Origin of the sequence: Neisseria flavescens (assembly GCF_005221285.1) — a bacterium.
Taxonomy (GTDB): domain Bacteria; phylum Pseudomonadota; class Gammaproteobacteria; order Burkholderiales; family Neisseriaceae; genus Neisseria; species Neisseria flavescens.
On record NZ_CP039886.1, the window covers coordinates 500,296 to 517,101 of the forward strand.

The 16,806-nt window shown below is 50.9% G+C and carries 10 protein-coding genes, 1 tRNA gene and 2 pseudogenes; 6 read left to right on the forward strand and 7 right to left on the reverse strand.

Features of this window, described 5'->3' with window-relative positions:
• Window positions 1-20: 20 nt before the first annotated feature.
• Both FAH67_RS02680 and lgt read left to right on the forward strand, forming a co-directional pair.
• Window positions 21-1,151 (forward strand): M14 family metallopeptidase, encoded by a 1,131-nt coding sequence (locus FAH67_RS02680; protein WP_039863567.1) that lies wholly within the window; start codon window positions 21-23, stop codon window positions 1,149-1,151.
• 74 nt (window positions 1,152-1,225) lie between these two features.
• On the forward strand, window positions 1,226-2,086 hold the full coding sequence (gene lgt, locus FAH67_RS02685; RefSeq protein ID WP_003679627.1) for a prolipoprotein diacylglyceryl transferase: 861 nt from the start codon (window positions 1,226-1,228) through the stop codon (window positions 2,084-2,086).
• A gap of 77 nt (window positions 2,087-2,163) precedes the next feature.
• On the opposite strand, the gene trkA is transcribed toward lgt, so the two are convergent.
• The 5 genes from trkA to FAH67_RS02710 form a co-directional block, all read right to left on the reverse strand.
• Complete coding sequence (gene trkA / locus FAH67_RS02690) at window positions 2,164-3,576, reverse strand: Trk system potassium transporter TrkA (protein WP_003679628.1); 1,413 nt, start codon at window positions 3,574-3,576, stop codon at window positions 2,164-2,166.
• Window positions 3,577-3,671: 95 nt separating this feature from the next.
• A complete protein-coding gene (locus tag FAH67_RS02695) occupies window positions 3,672-5,123 on the reverse strand; it encodes a DASS family sodium-coupled anion symporter (protein WP_003679629.1) in 1,452 nt (483 codons plus the stop codon).
• A 459-nt stretch (window positions 5,124-5,582) separates the two neighbouring features.
• Entirely contained in the window at window positions 5,583-6,836 is a 1,254-nt protein-coding gene (locus FAH67_RS02700) for a complex I 51 kDa subunit family protein (RefSeq protein WP_003680686.1), read from the reverse strand.
• Window positions 6,833-8,461 carry an FAD-binding protein gene (locus tag FAH67_RS02705; protein ID WP_003680685.1) on the reverse strand — a complete coding sequence of 543 codons (1,629 nt, stop codon included), beginning with the start codon at window positions 8,459-8,461 and terminating at the stop codon, window positions 6,833-6,835. Before FAH67_RS02705 ends, FAH67_RS02700 begins: the two co-directional genes overlap by 4 nt.
• On the reverse strand, window positions 8,461-9,099 hold the full coding sequence (locus tag FAH67_RS02710; RefSeq protein ID WP_003680684.1) for a 2Fe-2S iron-sulfur cluster-binding protein: 639 nt from the start codon (window positions 9,097-9,099) through the stop codon (window positions 8,461-8,463). The genes FAH67_RS02705 and FAH67_RS02710 overlap by 1 nt, the downstream gene beginning before the upstream one ends.
• Before the next feature lie 854 nt (window positions 9,100-9,953).
• On the opposite strand from FAH67_RS02710, the gene FAH67_RS02715 reads away from it, so the two are divergent.
• A complete protein-coding gene (locus FAH67_RS02715; RefSeq protein WP_039863971.1) occupies window positions 9,954-11,477 on the forward strand; it encodes a fumarate hydratase in 1,524 nt (507 codons plus the stop codon).
• Window positions 11,478-11,630: 153 nt separating this feature from the next.
• Window positions 11,631-11,707, forward strand: a tRNA-Pro gene (locus tag FAH67_RS02720).
• 154 nt (window positions 11,708-11,861) lie between these two features.
• Here the strand turns inward: FAH67_RS02720 and FAH67_RS02725 are convergent.
• Window positions 11,862-12,653: pseudogene (locus FAH67_RS02725) on the reverse strand (formate/nitrite transporter family protein).
• A 245-nt stretch (window positions 12,654-12,898) separates the two neighbouring features.
• Complete coding sequence (gene yciA, locus FAH67_RS02730; protein ID WP_003680677.1) at window positions 12,899-13,333, reverse strand: acyl-CoA thioester hydrolase YciA; 435 nt, start codon at window positions 13,331-13,333, stop codon at window positions 12,899-12,901.
• 124 nt (window positions 13,334-13,457) lie between these two features.
• On the opposite strand from yciA, the gene pip reads away from it, so the two are divergent.
• Both pip and cas3 read left to right on the forward strand, forming a co-directional pair.
• Window positions 13,458-14,387 (forward strand): prolyl aminopeptidase, encoded by a 930-nt coding sequence (gene pip, locus FAH67_RS02735; protein ID WP_115287632.1) that lies wholly within the window; start codon window positions 13,458-13,460, stop codon window positions 14,385-14,387.
• A 122-nt stretch (window positions 14,388-14,509) separates the two neighbouring features.
• Window positions 14,510-16,797: pseudogene (gene cas3, locus FAH67_RS02740) on the forward strand (CRISPR-associated helicase Cas3').
• Window positions 16,798-16,806 lie beyond the last annotated feature (9 nt).

Consider the following 16,806-nt stretch of genomic DNA (forward strand, 5'->3'; position numbering starts at 1 on the left):
GCCGATTACTAAGGATACCCATGATGAAAATCAGCACCCAATTCGATGCCGGTTCGGTCGTTGTCAAAGACTTGAGCAACCCTGCCGATATCCGCCTCGCCCTGCGTCCCGACAATGCTTCGGAGTTTGCCCAATGGTTTTACTTCCGTTTGCAGGGTGCGGCCTATCAAAACTGCGTGATGCATTTTGAAAATGCGGCGGACGCTGCGTATCCTTTGGGCTGGGAGGACTATCAGGCTTGCGCTTCTTACGACCGCCAAAATTGGTTCCGTGTGCCGACCAGCTATGAAAACGGCGTGTTGACCATCAATCATACGCCTTTGTCCAACAGCGTTTATTACGCTTATTTCGAGCCTTATTCCCACGAGCAGCATTTGAATCTTTTGGGCGATGCTCAGGGCAGCGGTTTGTGCCGTATCGATGATTTGGGCAGTACCGTTCAAGGCCGCGATATCAATCTTCTGACCATCGGCAACCAAGTCGAAAGCGACATGAAAGTTTGGATTATCGCCCGTCAGCATCCGGGCGAAACGATGGCGGAATGGTTTGTCGAAGGTTTGCTGGGCCGCCTGCTTGATCCGCAAGATCCGACCGCGCGCATGCTGCTTGACCGTGCGACTTTTTACATTGTGCCGAATATGAATCCGGACGGTTCGGTTTTGGGTAATCTGCGCACCAATGCCGCCGGTGCCAACCTCAACCGCGAATGGGAAAACCCGACTTTGGAGCGAAGCCCCGAAGTCTTTACCGTCCGCGAAAAAATGATGGAAACAGGCGTGGATTTGTTCTTGGATATTCACGGCGATGAAGGCCTGCCGTTTGTCTTTGTGGCCGGTACCGAAGGCGTGCCGAACTACAACGAGCGCATCGAAGCCTTGGAAGACCAATTCAAACTGGCGTTGCTCAATGCCAGCCCCGATTTCCAAGACGATTACGGCTATGACAAAGATGCGCCGGGTCAGGCAAACATGACTTTGGCGACCAACTGGGTCGGCAATCATTTCAACTGCCTTGCCTATACTTTGGAAATGCCGTTTAAAGACAATGCCAACCTGCCGAATGACGATTTCGGCTGGAACGGTCAACGCTCGCTTCGCTTGGGCGAGGCAATGTTGTCTGCGATTTTGAATGTGGTTGGCGATTTGCGTTAAACCATCCGACACCGCATACAGGCCGTCTGAAAGTTCAGGCTTTCAGACGGCCTTTGAGATAAGGAACACACATCATGATAATACATCCCCAGTTTGATCCGGTGCTGATCAGTATCGGCCCGCTTGCCATCCGCTGGTATGCCTTGAGCTATATCGTCGGCTTTATCCTGTTTACGATTTTGGGCCGCCGCCGTATCGCGCAGGGCAATTCTGTGTTTACCAAAGAAATGCTCGACGATTTCCTGACTTGGGGTATCTTGGGCGTGATCTTGGGCGGCCGTATCGGCTACGTTTTGTTTTATAAATTTTCCGATTATCTTGCCAACCCTTTGGATATTTTCAAAGTTTGGGAAGGCGGCATGTCGTTTCACGGCGGCTTCTTGGGCGTGGTCGTTGCCATGTGGCTGTTTGGCCGCAAGCACAACATCAGTATCTTGAAATTGATGGATACCGTTGCGCCGCTCGTACCGCTGGGCTTGGCTTCCGGCCGTATCGGCAACTTTATCAACGGCGAACTTTGGGGACGCGTGACCGAACTCAATGCTTTCTGGGCGATGGGTTTCCCTCAAGCGCGTTACGAAGATGCAGAAGCTGCGGCGCACAATCCTTTGTGGGCCGAATGGCTGCAACAATACGGCATGCTGCCGCGCCATCCGTCTCAGCTTTACCAGTTTGCCCTTGAAGGCATTTGCCTGTTTGTCATCGTTTGGATTTTCTCGAAAAAACCGCGTCCGGTCGGTCAAACGGCGGCATTGTTCTTGGGCGGTTACGGTTTGTTCCGCTTTATTGCCGAATTTGCCCGTCAGCCTGACGACTATCTCGGCCTGTTGACTTTGGGTTTGTCCATGGGTCAATGGTTGAGCGTACCGATGATTGTATTGGGTGTGATTGGTTTTGTTTGGTTTGGCCGTAACAACAGCATTGCCAAAGCATAAATAAAATAATGAATAAAGGCCGTCTGAAAATCTTTTCAGACGGCCTTTTTATGGCTTCAAGCAAACGGATTTCGGGTTTAACCGAAAAAGCCCATTTTGACTTGAATGAGTTTTTCCAGCTCCGGCAGAACGCGGCGGCGTGAAACGAAGAAGATAATGTGGTCGCCGTCTTGCAGGATGGTTTCGGTGTGGTGTCCCATGATGACTTCGCCGGTTTCGCCGCGGACGATGGCGGCGATGTGGCAGTCGCTCGGCCATTTAATACCACTGATACGGCGGCCGACGATGGCGGAAGTATTTTTATCGCCGTGCACCACTACTTCAATGGCTTCGGCCGTACCGCGCCGCAAAGGATGGATGGCAACGATGTCGCCGCGGCGGATGTGGGCGAGGATGGAGCCGATGGTAATCAGATGGGGGGAAACAACGATATCGATTTTGTTACCCTCGAGCAAATCAACGTAGCTTGAGCGGTTGACGATGGTGATTACGCGTTTGGCACCAAGGTTTTTCGCCAACAGGCTGGACATGATGTTGTTTTCGTCATCGTTGGTCAGCGCACAAAAGACGTCGATTTCGTCGATGTATTCTTCGTCCAGCAGGGTTTCGTCGGTAGCAGAGCCTTGCAGGACGAGGGTGTTGTCCAGATTCTCGGCCAGCCATTCGGCGCGGTGGGGTTTGTATTCGATGATTTTGATGTCGTATTTGGACTCGAGCTGCTTGGCGAGGCGGTAGCCGATGTTGCCGCCGCCGGCAATCATGATGCGGCGGGTACGCGCTTCTTTCGGACGCAATTCTCGCATGATCGCTTCAACGCTGTTGATGTCGGCGGCAAACAGGACTTCATCGCCTTCGATGATGACGGTTTGCGGCGTAGGGACGATCAGGCGGTTGTTGCGGTAGATGGCGCAGATTTGGCAGTCCACGCCTTCAAGCAGGTGCTGGTTGATGTCGGCAATTTCACGACCGATCAGCAAACCGCCTTTGCGTGCTTGAACAATCACCATGCGGACTTGGTCGTTGGCAAAGCTGAGTACCTGCAATGCGCTGGTGTAGCTGAGCAGTCCGACGAGTTGCTCGGTAACCAGTTGTTCGGGGCTGATGGTTTCGGTAATGCCGAAGATGTTGAGGCTGCCTTCTTCGGGTTTGTCGCTGCCGTCAACCGGATATTCGAGGTATTCGCTTGAGCGCACACGTGCGATGCGGCTGGGGATATTAAATAGGTCGGCGGCGATTTTGGAGGCAACGATGTTGGTTTCGTCGCTGCGGGTCAGGGCAAGTAAGAGGTCGGAGTCTGCCGCACCTGCCTGTTCGAGGGTAAAGGGCGATGCGCCGTTGCCGACGATGGTTTGGACATCGAGACGGCTGCTGATACGGTTGAGCGCTTTTTCGTCGATGTCGATAATAGTGACGTCGTTGCTGGGAACGGAGGCAAGGTTTTGGGCGACGGTCGAGCCGACTTGGCCGCTGCCAAGGATGAGTATTTTCACGGTAATTGAGTGTGTTCGGTAAAAATGAAATTGTAACAAAAGGCCGTCTGAAATTGGAGTTTTCAGACGGCCTGAGTTTTAAATAAGCTAAAGGGTTACCAGTAGCCCAAAACTTTCCACCATAAGATACCGACAGTGCCGAATATCAGGATTTCAAGCACGCTCATGATGAAGCCGGCTTTCCACCATTCGGTCATGGTCACATAGTTGGAGCCGTAAATGACAGGAGCGGAACCAGTGGCGTAGTGGGTCAGCGACATCATGATGCCGGTAGCGGATGCCATAACCAGGGCAAACAACATCGGCGGTGCACCCAAGGCCAAGCCTGCGCCGTAGAATGCGCCGAACATGGCGGTAACGTGTGCCGTGCCGCTGGCGAAAACGTAGTGGGCGTAGAGGTAGGCAAGCATCAACAAGGCGCAGCCTGCTTCCCAACCCAAGCCCATGTGGGCGATACCGCTTTGCATGGAGTCGGATAACCAGCTGATGAGGCCCAGTTTATTGAGGAAGTTTGCCATCATCACCAAGGCTGCAAACCAAACGATGGTGTCCCACGCGCTTTTTTCTTTCAGCGCATCTTCCCAAGTCAGTACGCCGGTCAAAAGGCACAGGCTCAAGCCGAGGAAGGTGGTGGCGGTAGCATCAACTTTCACGCCGAACGGCATCTCGGGAATACCCGCCCACAACAGCAGCAGAACCAAGAAAATACCCAGCATGATTTTTTCTTCACGCTTCATCGGCCCCATGGCAGCCAAATGCTCTTTTGCCAATGCAGTGGCGTTAGGGGTTTGTTTGATTTCAGGCGGATACAGGAAATACAACACCAGCGGCATCAGCAGCATAGCAAGCAGGCCGGGTACGACCATCGCCAAGAACCATGTGCCCCAAGAGAGTTGGATTTGCGAATTGGTGGCTTTGGCAACCAATTCGACGACCAGCGGATTGGGTGCGGTGGCAGTGATAAAAATCAGACAGGTAATCACGTTGGAGTGGAAGTTGACCAGTGAAAGGTATTTGCCGATTTTGCCTTCCGTACCTTTTTCGGGATCGGAGTCGAAGCTCAGTGCGATGGATTTCATAATCGGATGCACAATGGCACCGCCGCGCGCGGTGTTGCTCGGCGTTACCGGACCGATAACCAAGTCGGTTAGTGCCAAGCTGTAACCTACGCCTAGCGTGCGTTTGCCGAAAAGGGAAATCAGAAGGTAGACGATACGCATCCCCAAGCCGGTTTTCAACAAACCGCGAGAGATGATGATGGCGATACCGATCATCCAGATTAACGAGTTGTTGAGGCTGCTCAGAGCGTCTTTGGTTGCGTCGGCGGCTTTTTCGTTGGTCACGCCGGTCAGTGCGACCAAGGTAATGCCCAAAATCGCCATTGCGCCGATGGGCATGGCTTTGCCGATGATGCCGGCAATGATGCCGACGAACAACGCCAGAAGATGCCATGCGTCGGGCGATACGCCCTGCGGCACGGGTATGACGAACCAGATAATCAGCGTCAGCGCGAGCGCAACCGCAGCAGGAATTGGCTTGAAGCCCATGTTGAGTCTCCTAGTTTGAAGTATTGGGGAAATCGGATTTCAGACGACGTGTGCCTGATTTTGGTGGGAGAGGTCGTCTGAAATGTATTTGAGTGTGGTTGTTTTTATGTTTTTCTTTTGGGTGTTTGGGTAATGCGTACTTTTGTGTTGCCATCTTTTTCAGATGACGTTTCTTGAGCTTTTACGTTTTTTGCCCTCTCCCTAACCCTCTCCCACGGGGAGAGGGGACAGATTGCAGAAAGTCCGATAATGGTCAATTTTCAGCACCATCATTCCCTCTCCCCGTGGGAGAGGGTTAGGGAGAGGGCAAAACCTCAAGATACACCGTATCGTTTTTTCTGCTGGCGAAGCATCTGGTAAGTAGTTTGGGAAGGTTCGGTTGTGAAACCTAACAAATACTACAGGTATTTTTCAAACGACCTCCTATATAGAAAAGGTCGTCTGAAACGCCGTATCGGATTAATCCTGCTCCGCCGGCAGTCCGTACTCTTCGGGGAAGGTACGCATCGAGCTTTGCAACACGGTAACCGCGCCGTCAATCAGGCCGCAGCGGCCGCTTCGGGGCAGCAGTTGGCACAGGCTTTGCAGGGCGCGGAGGTCGTCTGAAGTGCCGATGCCGGTATCCACGCGGTTGAGCAGGCGCGAGAGTTGGAACGTGCCGCCTTTGCACGGCGGGCATTGACCGCACGAGTTGGATGCAAAAAATTCCACATATTCGGACACTTTACGCACCACGCTCGTGCCTTCGGAAATCACAATCATCGCGCCCGTACCGAGGCTGGATTTGCGTTCGCGCACGGACACGAAGTCCAAAGGCACGTCCAAATCTTTTACGGTCAAAAGCGTGTTTGACGGGCCGCCGGTAAACACGGCTTTAAACGTGCGCCCTTCGAGCATACCGCCGCCGTGGTCGAAAATCAGCGATTGCAGGGTCGTGCCCATCGGCAGTTCGTACAGGCCCGGATTCAATACGTCGCCGGAGAGCGAGTAGAGTTTCGTACCTGCCGCATCGCCCAAACCCAGCGATTTGTACCATTCCGCGCCTTTGGCAAGGATTTGCGGAATATTGGCGAAGGTTTCGGTATTGTTGATCAGGGTCGGCTCGCCGTTGACACCGCTTTCGGCTGGGAACGGCGGCTTGCGGCGTGGGAACGGGAAACCGCCTTCCAGCCAAGAAATCACGGCGGTTTCTTCGCCGCCGATGTAGCGGCCTGACGTTTCGACCAGTTGCAAGTCCAAAGGTTTGCCCAAGTAGTTTTCGATACGGATGAACAAATCGCTGTTTTTCCATTGCTCGATGGCGGGTGTGATGGAGGCGATGGAGTCGGTTTGATGAGGGTTGACGTACAAAACCGCTTTGTTGGCGCGGCAGGCGACGGCGGCAATCAATACACCTTCGATGACTTGGTGCGGCGTTTTCGCCAGCAATACGCGGTCTTTGAACGTACCCGGTTCGTCTTCGTTGGCATTGCAGACGACGTATTTGTCGCCGTGTTTGCTCTGCGCGGCAACGGCAGCCTCCCATTTGCGCCAGGTCGGGAAACCTGCACCGCCCATACCGCAAAGATTGGCTTCTTGCAGTTTGGAAACAATGCTTTGAGGATCGGCAAGTGCCGCCAGCAGGCCTTCGCCGCCGCCGACTTTGCGCCACGCGGTCAAATCCGCGCCGACTTGGCGGGACGGGTGCAGTAAGTTTTGATTGGCTTGGTTCATAATTGTTGCTCCTGCAAACCGGCGTGTTCGCGCAAATCGAATTTGCCGTAGTCGGGATATAAAACGGGGGCTTTGATGTCGCCGGTTAGTCCGGCGCGGGTCATTTCGCGTTGCAGGTCGTGAACGTGTCCGACACCGCCACGCACTTTTTTCAGCGGCAGGCCGCAATTTGCCGCAGCTTTACCGGCACGGCGGCCGAAGCTGATGATGTCCAAAAGCGCGTTGCCCATCAGGCGGTTGCGGCCGTGGATGCCGCCGGTTACTTCTCCGGCGCAATAAAGTCCTTCCACACAGGTTGCGCCGTCGCCGTTGATTTCGACACCGCCGTTTTGATAGTGCAGGGTCGGATGAATCATCACGGGTTCGACAGCGGGATCGATGCCGCATTTGTGGGCGACGTGTCCGAGCGTAACCAAACGGTTCAACACATCAGGATCGTTGGCAATCAGGCGCGGGGTGTCGAGGAATACGCCGACTTGTCCGTCGCGTACCACGCCACGGCCTTCGCGGCATTCGCGCAAAATGGCGGCGGCAACCACGTCGCGCGGCTGCAATTCGTCAACGAAACGCTCGCCCAAACCGTTGATTAGTTTGGTGCCTGCGGAACGGACGGCTTCGGAAATCAGCGCGCCTGCCAAGTGCGGCGGATGGGCAACGCCGGTCGGGTGGTATTGGAAGGAATCGACATCGCGCAGTTTCGCGCCGATGCGGTACGCCATTACCAGGCCGTCTGCGGTTGCGCCGTAGTGGTTGGAAGTGGCGAAACCCTGCAAATGCAGCCTTCCGCTGCCGCCGGTAGCCAAGACCACGGCTTTGGCGTGCACCAATACCAAAGAGCGTTTTTCCAAATCGTACAAAATCGCGCCGACGCAGCGGCCGTGTTCGTCCGACAATAATTCGATGGCGGGGTGGCGGTTGAGCTGGGTGATGTTTTCATCGAGTTCGACCGCCTCGCGCAGGACGCGCATCATTTCGAGGCCGGTAAAGTCGCGGTAACTCAAAATACGCGGCACGGTCGTACCGCCCGCGCGTTTGCGGCTCAACATACCGTTGCTGTCCGCGCCATTGGTAAGGTCGAAGGTCATACCCAAACCGATCAGCCAGCGGATGGCAGATGGTGCATCGGTAACCATTTGCGCCACCAATTCTTTTTTGCCGACGTTGTGGCCGCCTTTGACGGTGTCGTCAAAGTGTTGTTGCAGGCTGTCTTCCGCGCCGACTGCCGCCTGAATGCCGCCTTCCGCCATTACGGTATTGCTGTCGCCGATACGCAGCTTGTTCGCCATAATCACGCGCGCGCCTGCTTCGGTTGCAGACAACGCCGCCGCCGCACCCGCGCCGCCGCCGCCGATGACCAATACGTCGGTGTTCAAATGTTCCGCGCCCGACAAATCATAATCGTCAATCAGCGGCCGGCTGATTAAGAGTTTCGCCAAATCAGGATGGCAGTAATCGCCGGCGTTCGGGCCGATGGGCAGCTTCACGCGCGCATTTGCCTGATAATCGGGATGGAATTGGCTCAGTAATTCGTTTTTTTCAGGTAAATCGCCGCGCAGTTCCAATGAGGACACGCGCAGGTTGGCAAGGGCGGTTTCGTAGTCTATGCCTTGGATTTTGTTCGCCATTACATTGCCTCCTCTTCAAATTCGACTTTCATTTTGCCGCTGTCGATTTCGCGCAGGCGGCGCATCAAATCCACAGGACGCAATGTGCGCGCCGCTTTCATACGGCGTGCGAACAAGCCCAAGTGGTTCGGACGGATGTGTTCCGGGCAGGAGAGGGTGCAGAGGTTGCACATCACGCATTGGTCGAAGGTCAGCGCAGCCGCACCGAAATCGCCCGATACCACTTGCGCCACGCCGTTTTCCACTTCCAAACCTTTGGGGCAGGCGCGGTTGCAGCCGCCGCAATGGCGGCAGTTTTGCGCTTCGGGAAAGGCTTTGGCGGTGTCGTCCAGCCAGTTCCAGCCGTCGCCGACTTCGCCCACGTCGTAATACTGGATGTGTTCCGGAATAAAGTAGTCCAAGAAGCTGACCTGCATCCCTTCTTCGACTTTGGTCTCGCATGCCAGCGCGGTGGTTACTTCACGTTCGCCTTCTTTACGGATCATGCAGCGGCACGAACCGCACACGCCCTGCCCCATGCAGCCGACATTGGCAGTAACCGCACTGCCCGACCGGGCATAGGCTTGGATGATGGATGAATCGGCGGAAGCCTTGACTTCGCGCCCGTCTATGGTCAGGGTTAACAAATTTTCACTCATGGTTTGTTCCTGTGAAATTGGAAGTTTGGAATAGTGGGTAATTTGATTAATTGTATTTTTATTACATCTATTGTGCGTGAGGAAATATCCAAGTGATTTACTCAGAAATTCTTTTAAAATCAATATCTATTTGTGTAAGTCGAAGTGTATCAGAATTTAGAGGTTTTGATGATAGGGGCAATCTAAGGTTTTACAGAGGAAAGATTGCAAACAAAATATGCCTATTATTTGGACAAATTTATCGCACTTATTTGATTTTAAATGTAAAATAAAATTACTTTTTTGGTATAATTTTTAAATATTCATCTATTTGCTAGTAAAAATCATTATTATATATTAGATAATTTTCCATATCTTATTGTATATATTGAATAATATTTAAGTATGTAGGCAAGTGAAAAGATTGTTATAAAATTTCAGAAAATCAAACAAGTTTGATATCAGTCAAGAAGATTAAGAGAGAAAATGACACAGATTTTACAATTGTGTATTGTATTGGAAAATAAGAAAGGCCGTCTGAAATTTAGATAGTTCCCTTTTAAATACAAGCTACTAAATTTCTTTCTCAGATATTTAAGGCAAATATGTTCAGACGACCTTGCAATAAGATTATCATTTAAAAATAATGTAATTTTATTTCTATGTAAGTGAATGGTTAGTAGATATAGATTATCAATAACCAAGTGATTTAATACGATATTAAATTTCATTTAAATCAATAGGGTATGAAAATGATATTGTCTGGGTCATTCATTTGAAAGCACTATTACACTATTGAAGGCCGTCTGAAAAAAATCGGTCTCTTAAGAAATAAACAAATCCTCCCTACCATGACTCCGAAAAGGAACACAATCATGACCGTCATCAAGCAAGAAGACTTTATTCAAAGTATTTTTGATGCTTTCCAATTTATCAGCTACTACCATCCTAAAGACTACATTCAGGCTTTGTATAAGGCTTATCAAAAAGAAGAAAACCCTGCCGCCAAAGATGCGATGGCGCAGATTTTGGTCAATAGCCGTATGTGTGCTGAAGGCCATCGTCCGATTTGTCAGGATACCGGTATTGCGACCGTATTCTTGAAAGTGGGCATGGATGTACAGTGGGATGCCGAGATGAGCGTACAGGAAATGGTTAACGAAGGCGTACGCCGTGCATACACCTATCCTGACAACAAACTGCGCGCCTCTGTATTGGCCGACCCGGCTGGCAAACGTCAAAATACCAAAGACAATACCCCTGCCGTTGTACACATGGAAATCGTAAAAGGCGACAAAGTCGAAGTCACTTGCGCAGCCAAAGGCGGCGGTTCTGAAAACAAAACCAAAGTTGCTATGCTCAACCCTTCAGACAATATCGTTGATTGGGTATTGAAAACCGTTCCTCAAATGGGTGCGGGCTGGTGTCCTCCGGGCATCTTGGGTATCGGTATCGGCGGTACGCCTGAAAAAGCAGTGTTGATGGCCAAAGAAAGCCTGATGAGCCATATCGATATTCAGGAGCTCAAAGAAAAAGCCGATTCCGGTGCAGAATTGTCTACAACCGAAGCCCTGCGCTTGGAACTCTACAAAAAAGTAAATGCCTTGGGCATCGGCGCACAAGGTTTGGGCGGTTTGAGCACCGTGCTGGATGTCAAAATCCTTGACTACCCAACCCACGCGGCTTCCAAACCGATTGCCATGATTCCAAACTGCGCGGCAACCCGCCACATCGAATTTGAATTGGACGGCTCAGGCCCGGCCAAACTGGAAACCCCATCTTTGGAAGACTGGCCGGATCTGACTTACAGCCCTGACAACGGCAAACGTGTCGATGTCAACAATCTGACCAAAGAAGAAGTGGCCACATGGAAGACCGGCGACGTATTGTTGCTGAACGGTAAAATCCTGACCGGCCGCGATGCCGCGCACAAACGTTTGGTTGACATGCTCAACAAAGGCGAAGAATTGCCGGTAGATTTCACCAACAAACTGATTTACTACGTCGGCCCGGTTGATCCAGTCCGTGACGAAGTTGTTGGTCCGGCCGGTCCGACTACTTCCACCCGTATGGATAAATTTACCCGCCAAATGCTGGAACAAACCGGCCTCCTGGGTATGATCGGTAAATCCGAACGCGGCGCCGCAACTTGCCAAGCCATTGCAGATAATAAAGCTGTTTACCTGATGGCTGTCGGCGGCGCGGCATATCTGGTTGCCAAAGCCATTAAAGCATCTAAAGTCTTGGCGTTCCCTGAGTTGGGTATGGAAGCCATTTACGAATTTGAAGTCAAAGATATGCCTGTGACCGTTGCGGTGGATAGCAACGGCGAATCGGTTCACGCCATTGCACCAAAACAATGGCAGGCCAAAATCGGTATTATTCCGGTTGAAGCTTGATATTTGACCGAATAATCAAAGGCCGTCTGAACGATTTCAGACGGCCTTTTTTGCTTACAAATAATTCAAATGTTTTCAAACGAGTAAAGTTCCCTTTCTAAAAAGCACTTGTCAAAATCAGCGTTTGAAACTAGAATTCACAGCTTATCGAGTCGGAGTGTGGCGCAGTCTGGTAGCGCACTTGCATGGGGTGCAAGGGGTCGAAGGTTCGAATCCTTTCACTCCGACCAAAAAATTGGAAAGAGCCGTTTTAAAAACGGCTCTTTTTTCGTTTGGATGATTTATCTGAATAATGTGTCCGAATGGATTTTAAAACTTGATACCAATGCCGTCTGAAACAAAACCTGCTTTCTCAAAGCAGGTTTTGTTGTTTATAAAGCAGAACTATTCGGCACTATCTTTCAGCGTGTCTTTATAAGTATAAAGATAAGATGCGCCGACAAAGGATGCACCACCGACGACATTGCCCGGGAATACGGGAATCATATTGAAGAAAAATTGTCCCCATGTGATGTTCGCGCCTGCCAAAATACCCGCTGGGATAACGAACATATTGGCGACAAGGTGTTGGAAGCCGTTTAATACGAAAATCATGACGGGGAACCAAATGGCCAGCATTCATCCGGTTGTGTTTTTAGCAGTAAAGTGCAGCCACGCGCCCATGCAGACCATCCAGTTACATGCGACCGCCGATACAAAAGCGCGACCGAAATCCATATGGACTTTTGCTTCCGCGACGACAATGGTTTTTTCTGCTACGCTGCCTTCAATCATGCCGACATAGTATCCGAGGGAAAACGCCATCGCCAGCGTACCCACCAAATTGCCCATGCAGACGATAACCCAGTTGCGCAGCAGCATTTTGGAGGAAATCCGTCCGGCCAATCTGCCTAAAGACATAATCATCATGTTGCTGGTTACCAGTTCGCCGCCGCCAAGTAGGATACAAATCAAGGCGATAGGGAACACGGCTGCGCCGAGTAAAGTGGCAAAACTGCTCCATTCGTGCGGAATGCCGCTGACTACTTTCAAATAAGCAAGATAACCGAAACCGATGTATCCGCCGGCCAAAACGCTCAAGATTGCCAGAGTGGGAATGCTGAATTATGCTTTGGCGCAGCTTTTGTCGAGAACAACCTGTAAAATTTCCTGTGGGTATAAATCGCGCGAAGCCATGATGCTCCTTAAAGTAGGTTGAGGAGGAAACGCCGTTTTAAATGTGGCGCAAACTGTCGCGGTAGGGTAGTGTTATAGGAAGCCGGTGTACGGTCTTTGTTTTATCAATCAGCCTGAATTAAACCTAAAAAACAGATACTTCGCCTTGCTTTGACTCAAAAGAAATATTATTACATTTTGCTTCTGTATTAAAAAAGGCCGTCTGAACGTTGAGGTTTCAGACGGCCTTGTTTTGATTTTTAAACTTACAAATGTGCCAGCTTTGCATTGCCTTCGCGAGGAATAGGGCGCGGATTGCCTTGTGAATCGATGGCGACGTAAGTAAACACGGCTTCGGTGACCAGTTGGCGGTCTTCCGTTACCATATCGTTCATCAAAGTCTTCACCCACACTTCGATTTTCAGTTGCAAAGAAGTATTGCCTACGCGGACGCAATGACCGTAGCAGCACACGACGTTGCCGACCTTTACCGGTCTGATGAAATTCATTTCTTGAACGGCTACGGTTACAATTCGTCCCTGTGCGATTTCTGCCGCCAAAATACCGCCGCCCAGATCCATTTGCGACATAATCCAGCCGCCGAAGATATCCTGATTAGGATTGGTATCGCGCGGCATGGCTACCGTACGCAATAAAAGTTGCCCTTCGGGTGCAGCATGTGTTTGTTTGTTGTCAGACATAAATAATCCTGTCAAAAAAGTGCTATTTTACGCCATTTGTAGCGATAAACCTATGTAGGCCGTCTGAAAAATCAGAAGGTAAAGTGTTACAATCAACATATTCATCAGACAAAGGAGAAAGCTCATGCATCCGATTCAAGAACCAAGAAATAGCGGCCTTTTGCGCGTATCCGACATTCACGAAATCTACTGGGAAGAATCAGGTAATCCTGATGGCCACCCCGTGATTTTCCTGCATGGTGGCCCCGGAGCAGGCGCATCACCTGCCTGTCGCGGCTTTTTCAATCCAGAGCATTTCCGCATCGTCATTATCGATCAGCGCGGTTGCGGACGTTCCAAACCCTATGCCTGTATCGAAGACAATACCACATGGGATTTGGTTGCCGATATTGAAAAAGTACGCGAAATGCTCGGTATTCAAAAATGGTTAGTCTTCGGCGGCTCATGGGGCAGTACCTTGTCGCTGACTTATGCCGAAACTCATCCCGAACGCGTCAGCGGCTTAGTTTTGCGCGGTATTTTCCTATGCAGGCCGTCTGAAATGGCATGGTTGAACGAAGCAGGCGGCGTCAGCCAAATTTATCCGGCTCAATGGCAAAAATTTATTGCCCCCGTGGCCGAAAACAAACGCCAAGCCCTAATTAAAGCCTACCATGAAATGCTGTTCAGCGAAGATGAAGCCACGCGCCTCAAAGCGGCCAAATCATGGGCAGACTGGGAAAGCTACCTTATTCAGTTTGAACCTAAAGACGTAGATGAAGACCCTCAAGCCTCCCTTGCCATCGCAAGAATGGAAAACCATTACTTCGTGAACGAAGGCTGGTTGCAGGGCGATAAAGCCATTTTGGCAAATATCGACAAAATCCGCCATATCCCAACCATCATCGTCCAAGGCCGCTACGACCTATGCACCCCGATGCAAAGCGCGTGGGAACTCTCGCAAGCCTTCCCTGAAGCAGAATTGAGAATCGTCCAAGCAGGCCACTCTTCTTTTGATCCTTCTCTTTCCGAAGCTTTAGTGAAAGCAGTGGAGGATATTAGCAGCAAGTTATAAAGATTAATCAATGACAATGCCGTCTGAAAAAGTTTCAGACGGCATTTTTTCTATTTACATATTAAATTTAATATCATATTATCATTGCATGATATCAGTTTGAATTTTTTTAGAATTTCAATATGAGATCCCTAATTTACTACGCCCATTCCGCCGAAGATGAACTCGGCAACCTCTTACCTTACGAACATTGGCAAACCTTGAAAAGCCATTCGGTAAATGTTGGGGAAATGGCGGCGGAGTTTGCTCAGGTATTTGGTGCGCAGGAAATTGCCTGCCAGACGAGACAGCTGCATGATTTGGGGAAATTTCAGGAGCCTTTAACCATCGATTGCATGGTGCCCCATCAGTCGATCATGCTACTGCCGGAGCAAAAATTGCCGTTGAGAGTTGGGGAGGTGTTATCGGCAAGCTGATGGCATTTTGCATCGCGGGACATCATGCAGGGCTAGCCAACGGGAGCGGTGAAGGTGATAACCGCCGCACCTTAAAGCAGCGTTTAGCGTTGCAATTCGGCACAGATATCCCCGCTCTTGATAACCTGTGGCAACAAGAAATCAAGCTCCCTCAAAACCTGTCCGCCCCACCACTCAAAGCCGACGCTCATCATCCTTATTTCTCCTACGCCTTTTTCACCCGAATGCTCTATTCCTGCTTGGTGGATGCCGATTATCTCGACACCGAAGCCTTTTATCTAAATCTAGAAAACAAAGCCGTCGAGCGCGGCGGCTATCCCGATCTAAACGCCTTACAACACAATTTCAATCAATTCATCAACGCTTTCAGACGACGTGTCTCCCAAGCTTTAGCGCAAACCGAAGCCGAAAAACGCAATGCTGCCTTAAACCGCCTACGCAGCGAAATTCTGGAGCATGCCGTAGAACAAGCGGCACAACCGCAAGGATTGTTCACGCTCACTGTGCCGACGGGCGGCGGCAAAACTTTCACTTCCATGGCATTTGCGCTGGAACACGCCAAACTGCACGGTATGCGGCGCGTGATTTACGTCATCCCCTTCACCAGCATCATCGAACAAAATGCCGCCGAATTTCGCAAAGCCTTTGGCGAATTAGGCGAACAAGCCGTGTTGGAACACCACAGCACTTTCGACGACGGCAAACTGCAAAATGAGGCCACCAAAGACAAATTGCGCCTTGCCTCGGAAAACTGGGACGCGCCGATTGTCGTTACCACCGCCGTGCAATTCTTTGAATCCCTCTTTGCCGACCGCTCCTCTCGCTGCCGCAAGTTGCACAACATCGCAGGCTCCGTCATCATTCTCGACGAAGCGCAAATGCTGCCGCTTAATCTGTTGCTGCCTATCATGCAAGTCATCAAAGAATTGGCGCAAAACTATCATTGCTCTGTCGTCATGTGCACCGCCACCCAACCGGCCGTGCAAGCCGAAAACGGTTTCTATCGCGGATTTGAAAACATGCGCGAAATCGCCCCAAAATCGACCGCACTTTTCGACAAACTGCGTCGCACCACCGTGCAACACATCGGCACACAAACCGATGCCGACCTGCTCGCCAAATTTGGTAAACACCCGCAAATGCTTGTTATCGTCAACAACCGACGCCACGCCCGTAGCCTTTACGACCAAGCCAAACACCTTGACGGCACGTTCCACCTGACCACCTTAATGTGTGCCAAACACCGCAGCCAAAAGCTCGATGAGATTCGAGGTCGTCTGAAAAAGGGCGAACCCTGCCGCGTTATTGCCACCTCCTTAATTGAAGCCGGCGTTGATGTGGATTTTCCGCTGGTGATGCGCGCCGAAGCAGGGCTGGACAGCGTTGCCCAAGCTGCAGGACGCTGCAACCGCGAAGGCAAAAGGCCGTCTGAAAACAGCTTTGTCTGGATATTCTCGCCTGAAGATAAATGGAAAGCCCCGCCTGAACTCGCCGCCCAAGCTGCCGTTATGCGCCTGACCGCCGACAGCTTTTCAGACGGCCTTTTATCCACCCAAGCCGTCGCCGCCTATTTCAAAGACCTTTACGACTTAAAAGGCAAAGAACTGGATAACAAACAAATCCTGCAAATGCACCGCAACGCTGGACAAAGCCTCGATTTCCCATTCCAAACCATTGCCGATAAGTTTCGCATGATCGAAAGCCATTTGCAGCCGCTGATTATTCCGTTAGATGTTGAGGCTGAAAACCTCATTAGCAGCCTGCACCACGCCGACCACATTGGTGGACTCTTACGCAAACTGCAACCCTACACCGTCCAAATCCCCGAAAAAGCCCTCGCCGCTTTGTATAAAGCAGGGCGTATCGAACCGATTAACGAGAAAAACTTCGGCAAACAGTTTTATACTCTGATTGGATTGGATTTGTATGATGAAGTGGCGGGGTTGAGTTGGGAGGATATGGAATTTTTGAAGGGGGAGAGTTTGGTATTATAATGTTACCCC

What these genes read in the sequence shown, in the direction of transcription:
- FAH67_RS02715 (WP_039863971.1), top strand. Translation starts at nt 9,954, where the DNA reads ATGACCGTCATCAAGCAAGAAGACTTTATTCAAAGTATTTTTGATGCT.
- FAH67_RS02710 (WP_003680684.1), bottom strand. Translation starts at nt 9,099, where the DNA reads ATGAGTGAAAATTTGTTAACCCTGACCATAGACGGGCGCGAAGTCAAG.
- FAH67_RS02695 (WP_003679629.1), bottom strand. Translation starts at nt 5,123, where the DNA reads ATGGGCTTCAAGCCAATTCCTGCTGCGGTTGCGCTCGCGCTGACGCTG.
- FAH67_RS02705 (WP_003680685.1), bottom strand. Translation starts at nt 8,461, where the DNA reads ATGGCGAACAAAATCCAAGGCATAGACTACGAAACCGCCCTTGCCAAC.
- FAH67_RS02700 (WP_003680686.1), bottom strand. Translation starts at nt 6,836, where the DNA reads ATGAACCAAGCCAATCAAAACTTACTGCACCCGTCCCGCCAAGTCGGC.
- pip (WP_115287632.1), top strand. Translation starts at nt 13,458, where the DNA reads ATGCATCCGATTCAAGAACCAAGAAATAGCGGCCTTTTGCGCGTATCC.
- yciA (WP_003680677.1), bottom strand. Translation starts at nt 13,333, where the DNA reads ATGTCTGACAACAAACAAACACATGCTGCACCCGAAGGGCAACTTTTA.
- lgt (WP_003679627.1), top strand. Translation starts at nt 1,226, where the DNA reads ATGATAATACATCCCCAGTTTGATCCGGTGCTGATCAGTATCGGCCCG.
- FAH67_RS02680 (WP_039863567.1), top strand. Translation starts at nt 21, where the DNA reads ATGATGAAAATCAGCACCCAATTCGATGCCGGTTCGGTCGTTGTCAAA.